Source organism: Mycobacterium sp. 852002-51613_SCH5001154 (assembly GCF_001667425.1).
Lineage (GTDB): Bacteria > Actinomycetota > Actinomycetes > Mycobacteriales > Mycobacteriaceae > Mycobacterium.
Genome location: NZ_LZII01000066.1, coordinates 18,236 through 31,657 on the forward strand (window position 1 = coordinate 18,236; position 13,422 = coordinate 31,657).

Consider the following 13,422-nt stretch of genomic DNA (forward strand, 5'->3'; position numbering starts at 1 on the left):
GAAATCCGCCGAGATGCCCCGCCACATCTGACCCGACGCGGTGCTTGACTCTATATCGAACTAATGTTCGAATAGGTCATGCGCTGGGCGGACCAGGCCGTCGCGGTCAACGGGCAGCCCGTCGAGGACGGGGCGCTGCCGGGGTTGCAGCGGATCGGGTTCGTTAGAAGCGTGCGTGCCCCGCAGTTCGAGGGGATCACCTTTCACGAGGTGCTGTGCAAGTCCGCGCTCAACAAGGTGCCGGACGCCTCCGCCCTGCCCTTCCGGTACACCGTCAACGGCTACCGCGGCTGCTCGCACGCCTGCCGCTATTGCTTCGCCCGGCCGACGCATGAATACCTGGACTTCAACTGCGGCAACGATTTTGACAGCCAGGTCGTCGTCAAGACCAATGTCGTCGCGGTGCTACGCCGCGAGTTGCGGCGGCCGTCGTGGCGCCGCGAGACCGTCGCGCTGGGCACAAACACCGACCCGTACCAGCGGGCGGAGGGGCGCTACGCGTTGATGCCGGGCATCATCGCCGCCCTCGCCGAATCCGGGACACCGCTGTCGATCCTGACCAAGGGCACACTGCTGCGCCGCGACCTGCCGTTGATCGCGGCTGCGGCGCAGCAGGTTCCGCTCTCGGTCGCGGTATCGCTGGCGGTCGGTGACGCGGACCTACATCGAGACGTCGAGCCCGGCACGCCCACACCGCAGGCGCGGCTCGGCCTGATCGCCGCGATCCGCGAGGCCGGTTTGGACTGCCATGTGATGGTGGCGCCCGTGCTGCCGTACCTGACCGACTCGAAAGAGCACCTCGATCGACTGCTCGGCCAGATCGCGGCCGCGGGGGCCACCAGCGTGACGGTCTTCGGGCTGCACCTGCGCGGCTCGACCCGCGGCTGGTTGATGTCCTGGCTGGCCCGCTCGCATCCCGAGCTGGTGGGCCGCTATCGCGAGCTGTACCGGCGGGGTGCTTACCTGCCGGCCGGTTACCGCGAGATGTTGCGGGAGCGGGCGGCGCCGCTGGTCGCGAAATACCGGCTGGGCGGCGACGAGCGTTCGTTCCGCCAGCCCGTCGCGGTAACCCCGGCGGAGCCGGAACCCCTTCAGGCGACGCTGTTTTGACTAAGTCGGCCGGTCGGCGCGCGGCTTCGTCAGGGTGAATCGGTCCACGACGGTCACCGCGCCGAACGGCCCGCTCAGCGCGTAGTGCGTGGCCTTGATCGACGTATTGCCGCCGGGCTCACCGGGGTCCACCTCGAACGCCGCGAAGCCGTAGGGATTGTCCCGGTCGCGGAAGGCGGACCAGGGCGCGTCCTCCACGACGTAGATCGGCGCCTTGCGTCCGAGCCCCGGGTCGAAGGCGCCGACTCCGGTCAGCACGCGGCAGCGCGGCTCGGGGAAGAAGAACCCGTTCGTGGGTGCCGACGTGCCGCCGCCGCCGATGACGACGTGCACCGTTCCCTTGGTGGAGTCGATGACGTCGTCGCGGGTGGCGACGGGTATCGGCGTTCGGGTGTCGCTCTGCAGCGTGCCGCGCAACGGGTGCGACCGCTCGTAGTGGTGTTCATGGCCGCACACCACCAGGTCGACCCGGTGCTCGTCGAACAACGGGAGCCATTCCTCGCGGATTCCCAGGTCGGCGCCGTTGGCCTTGTCGGCGGTGGAGATCGCCGTCTGATGCATGCACACGACGATCCAATCGATGTCGGGGTCGCGCCGTGCTGCGGCGAGTTCATTTGCCAGCCAACGCTTTTGCTCTCCGCCAGAGTAGCCGTGTACGTAGAAATTCCCGCCGTCCTGAAACGCCACGTCGTCGTTGTTCAGGCTGATCACCCGCACCGAGCCGGCCGTGAACGAGTACCACAGGCCGCGGGTCTCGGGATCCGATCCCGAATCGGGCACCGCGAAGTACGCCTGATAGGCGCCGTAACCGATTGGGCCGTTGCCCAATTCGTTTTCGTGGTTGCCGGCCGCGGGCATCCAGGGCCGGTAACGCGCCGACCGCGTGTTGTTCTCGAACCAGGCCGACCAGGTGCGGATGCGGTCTTGGGCGAGGTTGGCATAGCACAGGTCGCCGTTGACGAGGTTGAACAGCGGCGCCATCCGCTCGACCGCCAGGGTGGTGTCGGCGGATGCGGGCGACCCGATGTTGTCGGTGCCGTATGTGCCGTCAGGCAGCCTCTCCAGCGTCGGCGTGGACTGATCGCCGAAACTGGTGAAGCGAAAGGGCTTTCGCCCGGACGGGGCGGTCCGGATGGTGCCCATCTCCGGCTCGGCGCCGTCGTGCACCGCGGCGTATACGTAGTCGGTGTCTGGGGTGAGGTTCGTCAGGCGGGCGTGGTTCACCCGAATCTCGGTGTTGGACTTGGCGTCGCGGTAGGTGCGGGTTTCGGCCGCCACCGTCTTCCCGAGGCCCGACGCCGGCGTGCCGAACATGACGCGTGGATTCCGGACGGCGTCCACGGTGTGCCAGGACACCACCACCTCGGAGCCGGCGTGCCGGCCGAATTGCAGGTGCAGTCCCGTCACCGGTGGGGCGCCGTTGCGGCTCGGCTGAAACCAGGGGGCGGGCGCGCTGGGGTGCGACCACAACATGGCGGCCCCGCCGCCCACGCCCGCCCCGAGGGCGGCCGAGACCGCGCTGGTCGTCAACAGCCTGCGGCGGCTGATGCCGGGGGCCGGTTCAGGGCCGCCACGGTGTGCGGGATCGTCGACCACTCCTGCTTCATACCCGAGCGCGGTGAACGTCCGCGGAACGGGCGCCCGGCGCGGCCGGGCGAATCCGGCGGCCCTTTCCAGGCGTAGCCCCGTAACGAATTGGGTAGCGTTTTCGATATGACGAACGTGCGAATAGTGACCACGGGGGTCGCAGTGGCGACGTTTGCGGCAGCAGCAGTGCTGGCCGTCACGCCCGCGACCTCATCTGCGGACCCTGCCGGCCACCAGGTGACCTACACCATCACCGCCACCGGCAATCTCACCGGCAACGTCCGCTACATGAACACCGATCCGCCCAGCCAGGCGGCCTTCAACGCCAACTCGTCGCAGTACTTGAACAGCGTGCAGACGGCGTTCAGCGCGGGGCAGCCGCTCGTCTACAACACGACCCTGGCCGACCCGAATCAATGGGCGTTCGTGAACGCGAGCGGCGGGTGTCACTGGCCGGACTGCGATTCGTCGAACATGCCACAGATTCAGTGCCAGATCGCCGTCGACGGCCAGGTCGTGGTGACGCAGAGCGCCACCACCGGCGTCACCTGCTCGACGCGGCCCTGGTGAACCGGTAGCAGCCGCTTATCGGTGCACGCGCAACGCGAGGTAGTACTCGTGCCGCCGCGTGTTGTCGACGGTGTAGCCCACCGCCCTCGTCACCCCGTCGTGGTCGGACTCCAGCCAGCGTTCGGTGTGTTGCCGGCTGAATTCGGTCCACGACGGCACGGTGAACCTCTCGAGGACCGTGTCGGGATGTTCCAGGCTGTGGTAGAGCCCCCAGCTATGGCCTCCCGTTCGCAACCGTGAGCGCCTGACCGCGCTCATCGCCTCCACGAAGTCCTGCAGGGTGTCCGTGACGACTCGATAGCGGACGGTCACCAGCACGGGTCCGTCGTTCGGGCACGGTTCGAACACGACCATCGGCGACGGCCATGCCCGCGAAATATCGCGGCTGAGCTTCCCGGTTTCCGGCCGCAACCCGAGCGGCACGACGCTGAGAGCGGTGACGCCGAGCAACGCCGCCGACAAAGTCAGCGCCACACCCAATCCTTCCCGCGTGGCGATCACACCCCAGAGATACGAGCCGACCGCCTGCGAGCCCGTGAAGACCAGCAGGTACATCGCCAACCCCCGGGCCCGGACCCAGCGCGGCAAATGCAGCTGCGCCGCGGCGTTCAACGTCGTCAGCGTGATCAGCCAGGTCATCCCCGACAACACCAGGAAGGGCGCCGCCGCGGCGAACGGCAGCCAAACCACCGCGAGCGTGGCCGCCCCGTACGCGGCCGCGCAACCGGCCAGCAGCGTGTTGGGCGGCAGCTTCTGGCGTAACGGTGCGGGGACCGCGACGGCGAGCACCGCGCCACAACCGATGGCGCCCAGCGCCATACCGTAGCCACTGGCCCGCAGGTGCCAGGTGTCGGCGGCGGCCACCGGCAACAGGGCCAGCAGGGCCGATGCGGGGAAGACGAAAAGGGCGGCGCGCAGCAGGATCCTGCGAAAGATCGGGCCGTTGACGGCGTAGGCCAACCCGGTGAGAATCGCCTGGCCGAGGTGTTCTCGTTCGACGGGCGCGATCTGTTTCGGCCGCCGCCAGGCCGCCAGGGCGATGATGATGCCCACGAACGAGATCGCGTTGATCGCGAACACCGCTGCCGGACCGACCAACGCCAGGACGACGCCGCCGATGGCGGGTCCGACCACCCGGGCGATGTTCACCGAGACGCTGGCCAAAGTCGCGGCGGCCGTGATCTGCTCGCGCGGAACGACCTCGGGCTGAATCGCCTGCCAGGCCGGCGCGGTCAGCGCGGAGGCGACGCCGATGGCCAGGGTGAACAGCAGCAGCGCGGTCGGGGTGAGTCGGCCAAAGTAGGTCAGTCCCGCCAGCACCAGCGCCACCACCACCGCATACGACTGCAGCACCATCAGCAGCCGCCGCTGGTCGAACACGTCGGCGAGCGCGCCGGCGAACAATCCCAACAGGAGCGTCGGCCCCAGACTCGCGGTCTGGACCAGTGCCACGACGGTGGCGCTGCTGTGACCTTCGACCAGAAACCATTGCGCCGCAACGCTTTGCATCCATGTTCCGACGTTGGAGACGAACTGCGCGATGAACAGGGCGCGGAAAACCTGATTGCGCAAGGGCGCCCAGACCGACACCTCCGCGGTGTCGGTGCGCTCCTGCGTCAGATCCGACATACGAGCCTTTCGCGTCGTGCGGCGGGGTAGAAGTCTAAGACACGCACCCGACGTGCGCATGGCGGATCGGCATCGTCGCCGGGGGACCGGCTACCACCGTGAAAGCCGGGCGAAGCGGGCCGCCGCCATCAGGTCTAGCGGCGGTTGCGAGCGCGGCGGGGCCGGGCGAAGCGGGCCGCCGCCATCAGGCCTAGCCGAGGCTCGGGGCGGAGAATGTGTCGCACTGCTTCGGGTCGCCCGTTTGGTAGCCGACGGTGAACCAATGCTGCCGCTGCTCCGACGAACCGTGCGTCCACGACTCGGGATTGACCCGTCCGGTCGATTCCTTCTGGATGCGGTCGTCGCCCACCGACGCCGCGGCCGAGAGGGCGTCTTGGATGTCCTGGTCGCTCAAGGGCTGCAAATAGGGGACGCCGGTGCTCTCCTGCTTGACGGTCGACGCGTAATGCGCCCAGATGCCCGCGTAGCAGTCCGCCTGTAATTCCGTGCGGACACCGTTGCCGCCTGCGCCCTTCGCCCCTTGCTGGGACCGGCCCAGGACGCCCTGCAGTTGCTGCACGTGGTGGCCGTATTCGTGGGCGACGACGTACTCCTGCGCGAACGGCCCACCGCTGGAACCGAATTTGTCGACGAGCTCCTGGAAGAAGTCGGTGTCGAAGTACGCGGTCTGGTCCACCGGGCAGTAGAACGGGCCCACCGCGGTGGTGGCCGGCCCGCAGCCGGTGTCAACCGAGCCGGTGAACAGCCGCACGTGCGGCCGGGTGTAGCGCGGCATCAGCTGATGCCACACCGCATCCACGGAGTTGCCGGTGGCGACCACGCGGCACTGCACGTACTTGTTGGCGTCGGCCCCGGTCTTGCACTGGCTCAGGTCGAACCCGGGCGCCGAGTAGCCGCTGGTGTTTCCCTGCTGGTTGAGCACGCGGCCCGGATCGACGCCCAGCAACAGGGCGCCGATGAGGATGAGCAGGCCGAGGCCGCCGCCTCCGATGGCCATCCCCATGCCGCCCCCACCCGAGGAGGACGCGGTGCTGGTGTCGATCTGCATTCCCTCGTTGAAGCTCATGGCACGCTCCTAATGTTGCTGGGTCGCGGAGTAGCGGGCGTCGGTGTAGCTGCGCAGGTTTCGCAGGAACCGGCGAAGGCCCAGATTGAGCAGCGGCCCCACCACGTACATCGCCAGCCTGGCCGGGCCCGCGGGCTTCTGCGCCATGGTCCACGTCAACCGGCAACCACCCGGGATGACTTCGACCCGGTAGTCTTCGACGAACGCGGCGACGGCTTGGGTAGAGCATTCGTTGAACCGAAAAGCCATGTGGCTGAACGGTTCCCACGCAAGGAACTCCTCGTTGCCGACCATCCCGCCGCGCATCTCGACGACGCGGGTGGTGCCGACACCGCGCGGCTCGGGGCTGGTCCAGGTCACCTTGGTGATCACGCTCGCCCAGCGCGGCCACGCCTGGGCGTCGGCGAGCACCTCGAACAGCTGCTCGGGCGCGATGGCGAGATCGACGCTGTTGCGGAACACGAAAGGCGCGGTGTCGATGAAGCCCAGGCCGACGCGCTCGCAGGGGAACATGGAATTAATCTAGCCGGGGCCGTCGCTCGCCGCGGCCAGCAACGGCACAACGACGTCGCTGATCGGCGTCGCCAAGTTGTGGGCGCGGGCCTTGCGGATGATCACCCCGTTGCGGATGTCCCATTCCATCGGCCGACGGTTCTCCCGGTCGGCCAGGATCGAGGTGCCCATGTCCTCGGGAACGTGGCGAAACATGCCGGCCAACTCGTCGACGATGCCGTCGGGCAGCCGGGCGCCTTCGGCGCGGGCTACCGCCAGGCATTCGGCGACGTAGCGTCGCGACAGTTCGGTCACGTCGTCGCGGCGGAACATGCCGGACCGCCGCCCGGACAGCGCCATGAACCCGGCCAGCGCGTTGGTGAGCAGCTTGCGCCAGGCCGCGGTGATGAAGTCGGGATCGCACTCGACGCGGCAGCCGGCGCCGCGCAGCAGCTCGGCGAGCGTCTGCGCCGACGGCCCGCTGGGCAGCACCAGGGACGGTTCGGTGCGCAGCCGGACCCATCCCTCGGGCTGGGTCTCGGCCGAATACCAGACGATCCCGGGCACCACCGGTGACGACGGGCAATGCGGCTGCACCTGTTCGACCTGCTCCACGCCGTTCTGCAACACGGCGACGATCGTGTGCGGGCCGCAGAGGCGCGCCAGCCATCCGGCGGCGGCGTCGTTCTGGGTGGCCTTGACCGCCAGCACCACCACGTCGACGGGGCCGGTGACCTGGCCGGGATCGGTGTGCACCGGGCCGGGCACCACGATCGGATCCGCGCCGTCGGGCCGCAATTCGATGCGTTCCCGGGCCGTGCGGCCGCATACCTGAACCGCGTGCCCGGCCTTGTGCAGCAGCGCGGCGACCGTCGTGCCGACGGCCCCGGGGCCGACTAGTGCGATTTCGGTTGGGGGGTTGGTGGCAATAGGTCCGAAAGTACCTCCTCTAGACTGGTCACTCGTCCAAAGCCCGCTGAAAAAGGAGTGTTTGTGCTGCGCAGCCACGCCGCCGGTTCGCTGAGAAGCAGCGACGCCGGGCAGCAGGTGACGCTCGCGGGCTGGGTGGCTCGCCGCCGCGACCACGGCGGGGTCATCTTCATCGACCTGCGCGACGCCTCGGGTATCGCGCAGGTGGTGTTCCGCAACGCCGAGGTGCTGGCCCAGGCGCACCGGTTGCGCGCCGAGTTCTGCGTCGCGGTGACCGGCGTCGTCGAGATCCGCCCGGAAGGCAATGCCAATCCCGAGATCGCCACCGGCGACATCGAGGTCAACGTCGCCTCCCTGACCGTGCTCGGCGACAGCGCGCCGCTGCCGTTCCAGCTCGACGAACCCGCCGGCGAGGAGCTGCGGCTGAAGTACCGCTATCTCGACCTACGCCGCGATGGCCCCGCCGCGGCACTTCGCCTGCGCTCCAACGTGAATGCCGCCGCCCGTGCGGTGCTGGCGGGCCACGACTTCGTCGAGATCGAGACACCGACCATCACCCGCTCGACGCCCGAAGGCGCGCGCGACTTCCTGGTGCCGGCCCGGCTGCACCCCGGCTCGTTCTACGCCCTGCCGCAGAGCCCGCAGCTGTTCAAGCAATTGCTGATGGTGGCCGGGATGGAGCGCTACTACCAGATCGCCCGCTGCTACCGCGACGAGGATTTCCGGGCCGACCGTCAGCCCGAGTTCACCCAGCTCGATATGGAGATGAGCTTCGTGGACGCCGAGGACATCATCGCGATCTCCGAGGAGATCCTGACCGCGTTGTGGGCGTTGATCGGATACCAGGTCCCAACGCCGATCCCGCGGATCACCTATGCGGATGCGATGCGACGGTTCGGCTCCGACAAGCCGGACATGCGGTTCGGGCTCGAGCTCGTCGAGTGCACAGAGTTCTTCTCCGACACCACATTTCGAGTTTTCCAGGCACCGTACGTCGGTGCGGTGGTGATGCCCGGCGGGGCGTCGCAGCCGCGGCGCACGCTGGACGGCTGGCAGGACTGGGCCAAGCAGCGCGGGCACCGCGGGCTGGCCTACGTGCTGGTCGGCGACGACGGCACGCTCGCCGGCCCGGTCGCCAAGAACCTCAGCGACACCGAACGGGACGGATTGGCCGCGCACGTCGGGGCGAAGCCAGGGGACTGCATCTTCTTCTCGGCCGGGCCGCCGAAGTCGTCGCGCGCCTTATTGGGTGCCGCGCGCGGGGAGATCGCCAGCCGGCTCGACATGATCGACCCCGACGCGTGGGCGTTCGTCTGGGTGGTGGACCCGCCGCTGTTCGAGCCCGCCGACGAGGCGACCGCCGCCGGTGACGTGGCCGTCGGCTCCGGCGCCTGGACCGCGGTGCATCACGCGTTCACCTCGCCCAAACCCGAATACTCCGACGTGGTGGACACCGATCCCGGCAGCGTGCTGGCCGACGCCTACGACATCGTCTGCAACGGCAACGAGATCGGCGGCGGCTCGATCCGTATTCACCGGCGCGACATCCAGGAGCGGGTGTTCGCCGTGATGGGCCTGGACCAGGCCGAGGCGGAAGAAAAGTTCGGATTCCTGTTGGAGGCGTTCACCTTTGGCGCGCCGCCGCACGGCGGGATCGCCTTCGGCTGGGACCGCATCAACGCGCTGCTGTCCCGGGTGGACTCGATCCGCGAGGTGATCGCGTTCCCGAAGACCGGCGGCGGCGTCGACCCGCTCACCGATGCGCCCGCGCCGATCACCGCCCAGCAGCGCAAGGAGTCCGGAATAGACGCCAAGCCAGAAAAGGTTGACCGGGCATGACCGAAATGCCTGACACCGCGACGATCAACAACTTCAACAGCGCCATCATCGACGAGTTCCGGACCAACGGCGGCAAGGTGGGCGGCCAGTTCGAGAACGCCAACCTGCTGCTGCTGCACACGACCGGCGCGAAGTCCGGCGAGTCGCGGGTGTCGCCGCTGGCCTATTTCCGCATCGACGGCAAGCTGATCATCATCGGCTCCTTCGCCGGTTCCCCGGTAAGCCCGGCGTGGGTGCACAACCTGCGGGCCAACCCGCGGGCACGTGTCGAGATCGGCGCCCCGGAGGGAGTGCAGGAGTTCGCCGTCACGGCGCGCGAGTTGCCGTCCGACGAGCGCGACGCGCTCTTCGAGAAGGTCACCGCGGCCGCCCCCGGCTTCGCCGAATACCAGTCCAAGACCAGCCGGGTCATTCCGTTGTTCGAGTTGCAGCGCACCTAGGCCCGTGGGCACCTTGCGGCGGACGATGGCTCCCGCGGCTCTCGCCGCCGCCCGCGCGGGTCTCAAACGGCTGCGTGTGGTGTGGTTCAACCTGGTGCAGACCGCGGTGGCCGCGGGCCTGTCCTGGTACCTCGCGCACGATCTCCTGGAGCACCCGCAGCCGTTCTTCGCGCCGATCGCCGCGGCGGTGTCGTTGTCGACGAGCAACGTGCTGCGCGCGCAACGCGCCGTCCAGATGATGGTCGGGGTCACCCTGGGGATCGGGGTCGGCTCGGTGGTGCAGGGCCTGCTGGGACCCGGGGCGCTCCCCATCGGAGTCGCCGCGCTGGTCGCGCTGGGCGCCGCGGTCTTCATCGGGGGCGGCTTCATCGGGCACGGGATGATGTTCGCCAACCAGACCGTGGTGTCGGCGATCCTGGTGCTGGCCCTCTACCGCGGCGGCGTCGGCCTGGAACGCATCTTCGACGCGCTGATCGGCGGCGCGGTGGCCATCGTTTTCGCCGTATTGCTGTTCCCCGCCGACCCGCTGCAGCTGCTGCGCACCGCCCGCGTCGGAGTGCTGAGCGTGTTGCACGACGTCTTGTCGCGAGCCGCGGACATCGCCGCCGGGCGCAGAGCACCCCCTCCCGACTGGCCGCTGACGGCCGTCGACCGAATGCACGAGCAGCTCAGCGGACTGCTGGAGGCGCGCACCACCGCCCGCCACGTCGTCACCATCGCCCCGCGACGCTGGGGCCTGCGGGACACCGTCGAGGCCGCCGACCATCAGGCCGTGCACGTGGCCTTGCTGGCCGGTTCGGTGCTGCAACTCGCCCGCGCCGTCGCCAACAACGCCGACGGCTTCCGCGAGGGGCTTCCGCGGCCCGTGCACACGGTGTTGGTGGTGCTGGGGGCCGGAACCGCTCTCGCCGACCGCGATCCCGCCGGCGCGTGCGCGTACGCCGCGTCCGCGCGTCATCACGCTTCGGAATTGCAGTCAGCCGCGCGCGAGAAAACCCAGTTGATCCTGGCCGACGTCGTCAGCGCCTGTGTCGACGATCTGCAACGGGTCATCGATCTTCGGCACGTGTGACCGAGTCAGCGCGAGTCGGCCAAGAACTCCTGGACCAACTTCCTCGGGGCCTGCGTCAGCCACGCCTCGGTGATCAGATCCTCGAGGTCGCGGACCGCGATCTTGGCGAGCCTGACCAGCACCACCGGGTAGCCGTCGAAATGCGGCGTCGTGAAATACACGTCCGGCTCGTCGGCGATCAGCCCGAACTTGACCCCCTCGTCGGACACCCGCACGCCGAGAATTTCGCCGTCGGGCGGTTCCAGGCCTTCGTGTTCCAGCGCCTCGCGTTCGGAAGGGCGCAACGGTCGCTCCCAGGCCAGCAACTTCTTACCGACCCGCCACTCATGCGGTGACGGCTCCGAGGTGAGTGCCAGCTCACGAACGATGCGGGCGACGTCGTACCACGTGGCCACATCTCGATTGTGCTCCCGGTTTCGCCCGCGTGCCGCCGTATCGGCAAACGGTTTTGCGCCGCGGACGGCGTGGGATGGCCCGGTGTGATGTGATCAGCCTTGTGTCTGCAGCCGACGCCGGGGCCGCCCGCCGCCATCGAGTCACCCACCGCACCGAGTACCGCTACTCCGACGTCGTGACCAGCTCGTATGGCCGCGGCTTCCTCACCCCGCGGGATTCGATGCGGCAGCGGTGCATCGTGCACGAGCTGACCATCGATCCCGCGCCCGCCGACGTCTCCACCAGCAGCGACGTCTACGGCAACATCAGCTCGTACTTCCACGTCACGGAGCCGCATCACACCCTGACCGTCACCAGCGACTCCATCGTGGACGTGTATCCACCGGCTCCCGGGCGCTACACCAGCGGCCCGGCGGTGCAACCGTGGGAAGCGGCCCGCCCGACGGGGGGCAGGGGAGCGCTCGCCGCGGAATTCACCCTGGATCTCAACCCGCCCGAGATCACCGACGAGGTCCGCGAATACGCGGCGCCCAGTTTCGTCCCGGAGCGCCCGCTGGTCGACGTGCTGCGCGACCTCGCGTCGCGGATTTTCGCCGACTTCACCTACCGCTCCGGGTCGACGACGATTTCCACCGGGGTCAATGAGGTTCTGGCGGCCCGGGAAGGGGTATGTCAGGACTTTGCACGGCTGGCGATCGCCTGCCTGCGCGCCAACGGTCTTGCGGCCAGCTACGTGTCCGGCTACCTGGCCACCGACCCGCCACCGGGGAAGGATCGAATGATCGGTATAGACGCCACCCACGCCTGGGCGGCGGTGTGGACACCGCAGGAGCCCGGCCAGTTCGAATGGCTGGGTTTGGACCCCACGAACGATCAGCTGGTCGACGAGCGCTACATCATCGTCGGACGCGGCCGCGACTACGCGGACGTGCCGCCGCTGCGGGGCATCATCTACACCGATTCCGAACGTAGCGTGATCGACGTTGCGGTCGACGTGGTGCCCTTCGAGGGGGATGTGCTCCATGCGTGACTTCAACTGCCCCAATTGCGGCCAGCGCCTGATGTTCGAGAACTCCACCTGCCTGAACTGCGGCAGCGCGCTGGGCTTTTCGCTCGAGCAAATGGCCCTGCTGGTGATCGCCGAGGAGAACGCCGGCGAGCACGCCGGTTTCGTGGACGCCGCCGAGTATCAGCTATGCGCCAATCTTCAGCTGGCCGAATGCAATTGGCTGGTGCCGATCAACAATCCGCGGCTGTTGTGCCCGTCCTGCGCGCTGACCACGGTGCGGCCCAACGACTCCGACGCCGCCGGCCTGGCGGAGTTCGCCCGAGCCGAGGCGGCCAAACGGCGGCTGATCGCCGAGCTGCACGAGCTGAAGCTGCCGATCATCGGGCGCGATCAAGATTCCGAGCAGGGATTGGCCTTCCATCTGCTGTCCAGCGCGCACGAGAAGGTGATGACGGGGCACGACAACGGCGTCATCACACTGGATCTGGCCGAGGGCGACGACGTGCACCGCGAGCAGCTGCGGGTGGAGATGGAGGAGCCGTACCGCACCCTGCTGGGTCACTTCCGGCACGAGATCGGGCACTACTACTTCTACCGGCTGATCGCCCCGTCCAGCGACTACCTGGCGCGGTTCAACGAGCTGTTCGGTGATCCCGACGCCGACTACCAGGAGGCGCTGGACCGGCATTACAGCGAGGGGCCGCCCGAGGACTGGCAGGAAGACTTCGTGTCGTCGTACGCCACCATGCATCCCGCCGAGGACTGGGCCGAGACGTTCGCCCACTACCTGCACATCCGCGACACGCTGGACACCTCGGCGTGGTGCGGCTTCGCGTCGGCGTCGGCCACCTTCGACCGACCAGCCCTGGGCCCCAGCGCTTTTCAGATGATTATCGACATGTGGCTGCCGTTGTCGTGGTCGCTGAACATGGTGAACCGGTCGATGGGCCACGACGACCTGTACCCGTTCGTGCTGCCGGTTGCGGTGCTGGAGAAGATGAAGTTCATCTACACCGTGGTCGACGAGGTGACCTCCGAGTCGCGGGGGCCCGCCGCTATCGCGGGCTAGCCCGCGACGGTGTGCTTTTCCATCACGGCGGATCTGGTGTTGGTGCACATGCTGCGTCGTCGGCGACTGCCCGACCCGCACCGCTACCGGGGGCGCCATGGATCCGGCGGCGTCGAACGTGTGATCTGCTATCTGTAATCCCTTGTGTCACTTTGGCTTCAGACGTCACAATGTGGTCTTTTTTGTCGGTGGGTGTTCGTAGGGTTTGAGGGG

14 protein-coding genes are annotated in these 13,422 nt (G+C 68.3%); 8 read left to right on the top strand and 6 right to left on the bottom strand.

All coding sequences use genetic code 11. The features are described from left to right. The first annotated feature begins 78 nt into the window (after positions 1–78). Positions 79–1,110, top strand: a complete 1,032-nt coding sequence (locus tag A5750_RS18330; protein ID WP_067264730.1) for an Rv2578c family radical SAM protein — start codon at positions 79–81, stop codon at positions 1,108–1,110. On the opposite strand, the gene A5750_RS18335 is transcribed toward A5750_RS18330, so the two are convergent. Further along, a complete protein-coding gene (locus tag A5750_RS18335; RefSeq protein WP_067264733.1) occupies positions 1,111–2,706 on the bottom strand; it encodes a metallophosphoesterase family protein in 1,596 nt (531 codons plus the stop codon). 117 nt (positions 2,707–2,823) lie between these two features. Here A5750_RS18335 and A5750_RS18340 point away from each other — a divergent pair, with 117 nt between their 5' ends. Further along, positions 2,824–3,267: a hypothetical protein gene (locus tag A5750_RS18340; RefSeq protein WP_066958114.1), complete on the top strand. Its 444-nt coding sequence runs from the start codon at positions 2,824–2,826 to the stop codon at positions 3,265–3,267. Between the two features lie 15 nt (positions 3,268–3,282). Here the strand turns inward: A5750_RS18340 and A5750_RS18345 are convergent, their stop codons facing one another. From A5750_RS18345 to A5750_RS18360, 4 genes are all read right to left on the bottom strand, one after another. Next, positions 3,283–4,896, bottom strand: a complete 1,614-nt coding sequence (locus A5750_RS18345; RefSeq protein WP_066958117.1) for an MFS transporter — start codon at positions 4,894–4,896, stop codon at positions 3,283–3,285. A gap of 190 nt (positions 4,897–5,086) precedes the next feature. After that, a complete protein-coding gene (locus A5750_RS18350) occupies positions 5,087–5,962 on the bottom strand; it encodes a neutral zinc metallopeptidase (protein WP_067209729.1) in 876 nt (291 codons plus the stop codon). Positions 5,963–5,971: 9 nt separating this feature from the next. After that, a complete protein-coding gene (locus tag A5750_RS18355) occupies positions 5,972–6,475 on the bottom strand; it encodes an SRPBCC family protein (RefSeq protein ID WP_067264736.1) in 504 nt (167 codons plus the stop codon). 9 nt (positions 6,476–6,484) lie between these two features. Further along, positions 6,485–7,384, bottom strand: coding sequence for an oxidoreductase (locus A5750_RS18360; protein WP_197505459.1), 900 nt, complete (start codon positions 7,382–7,384; stop codon positions 6,485–6,487). A gap of 57 nt (positions 7,385–7,441) precedes the next feature. Here A5750_RS18360 and aspS point away from each other — a divergent pair, with 57 nt between their 5' ends. The 3 genes from aspS to A5750_RS18375 are packed head-to-tail and all read left to right on the top strand — an operon-like array spanning position 7,442 to position 10,735. After that, complete coding sequence (aspS, locus tag A5750_RS18365; RefSeq protein WP_156664357.1) at positions 7,442–9,223, top strand: aspartate--tRNA ligase; 1,782 nt, start codon at positions 7,442–7,444, stop codon at positions 9,221–9,223. Further along, positions 9,220–9,663, top strand: a complete 444-nt coding sequence (locus A5750_RS18370; RefSeq protein WP_067264744.1) for a nitroreductase family deazaflavin-dependent oxidoreductase — start codon at positions 9,220–9,222, stop codon at positions 9,661–9,663. The genes aspS and A5750_RS18370 overlap by 4 nt, the downstream gene beginning before the upstream one ends. A gap of 25 nt (positions 9,664–9,688) precedes the next feature. After that, the gene (locus A5750_RS18375; protein WP_067264756.1) at positions 9,689–10,735 is read left to right on the top strand and encodes an aromatic acid exporter family protein; all 1,047 of its coding nucleotides are present in this window, start codon (positions 9,689–9,691) and stop codon (positions 10,733–10,735) included. A 5-nt stretch (positions 10,736–10,740) separates the two neighbouring features. Here A5750_RS18375 and A5750_RS18380 read toward each other — a convergent pair whose 3' ends face one another. Further along, positions 10,741–11,130 (bottom strand): MmcQ/YjbR family DNA-binding protein, encoded by a 390-nt coding sequence (locus A5750_RS18380; RefSeq protein ID WP_067264747.1) that lies wholly within the window; start codon positions 11,128–11,130, stop codon positions 10,741–10,743. A 74-nt stretch (positions 11,131–11,204) separates the two neighbouring features. Between A5750_RS18380 and A5750_RS18385 the strand changes: the two genes are divergently transcribed. Genes A5750_RS18385 through A5750_RS26525 form a run of 3 tightly spaced genes read left to right on the top strand, consistent with a single transcriptional unit; the run spans position 11,205 to position 13,347 of the window. Beyond that, on the top strand, positions 11,205–12,161 hold the full coding sequence (locus tag A5750_RS18385; protein WP_066958133.1) for a transglutaminase family protein: 957 nt from the start codon (positions 11,205–11,207) through the stop codon (positions 12,159–12,161). Continuing rightward, complete coding sequence (locus A5750_RS18390) at positions 12,154–13,209, top strand: putative zinc-binding metallopeptidase (protein WP_066958136.1); 1,056 nt, start codon at positions 12,154–12,156, stop codon at positions 13,207–13,209. The genes A5750_RS18385 and A5750_RS18390 overlap by 8 nt, the downstream gene beginning before the upstream one ends. Before the next feature lie 9 nt (positions 13,210–13,218). Then, the gene (locus A5750_RS26525; protein ID WP_255396762.1) at positions 13,219–13,347 is read left to right on the top strand and encodes a hypothetical protein; all 129 of its coding nucleotides are present in this window, start codon (positions 13,219–13,221) and stop codon (positions 13,345–13,347) included. Positions 13,348–13,422: the final 75 nt, after the last annotated feature.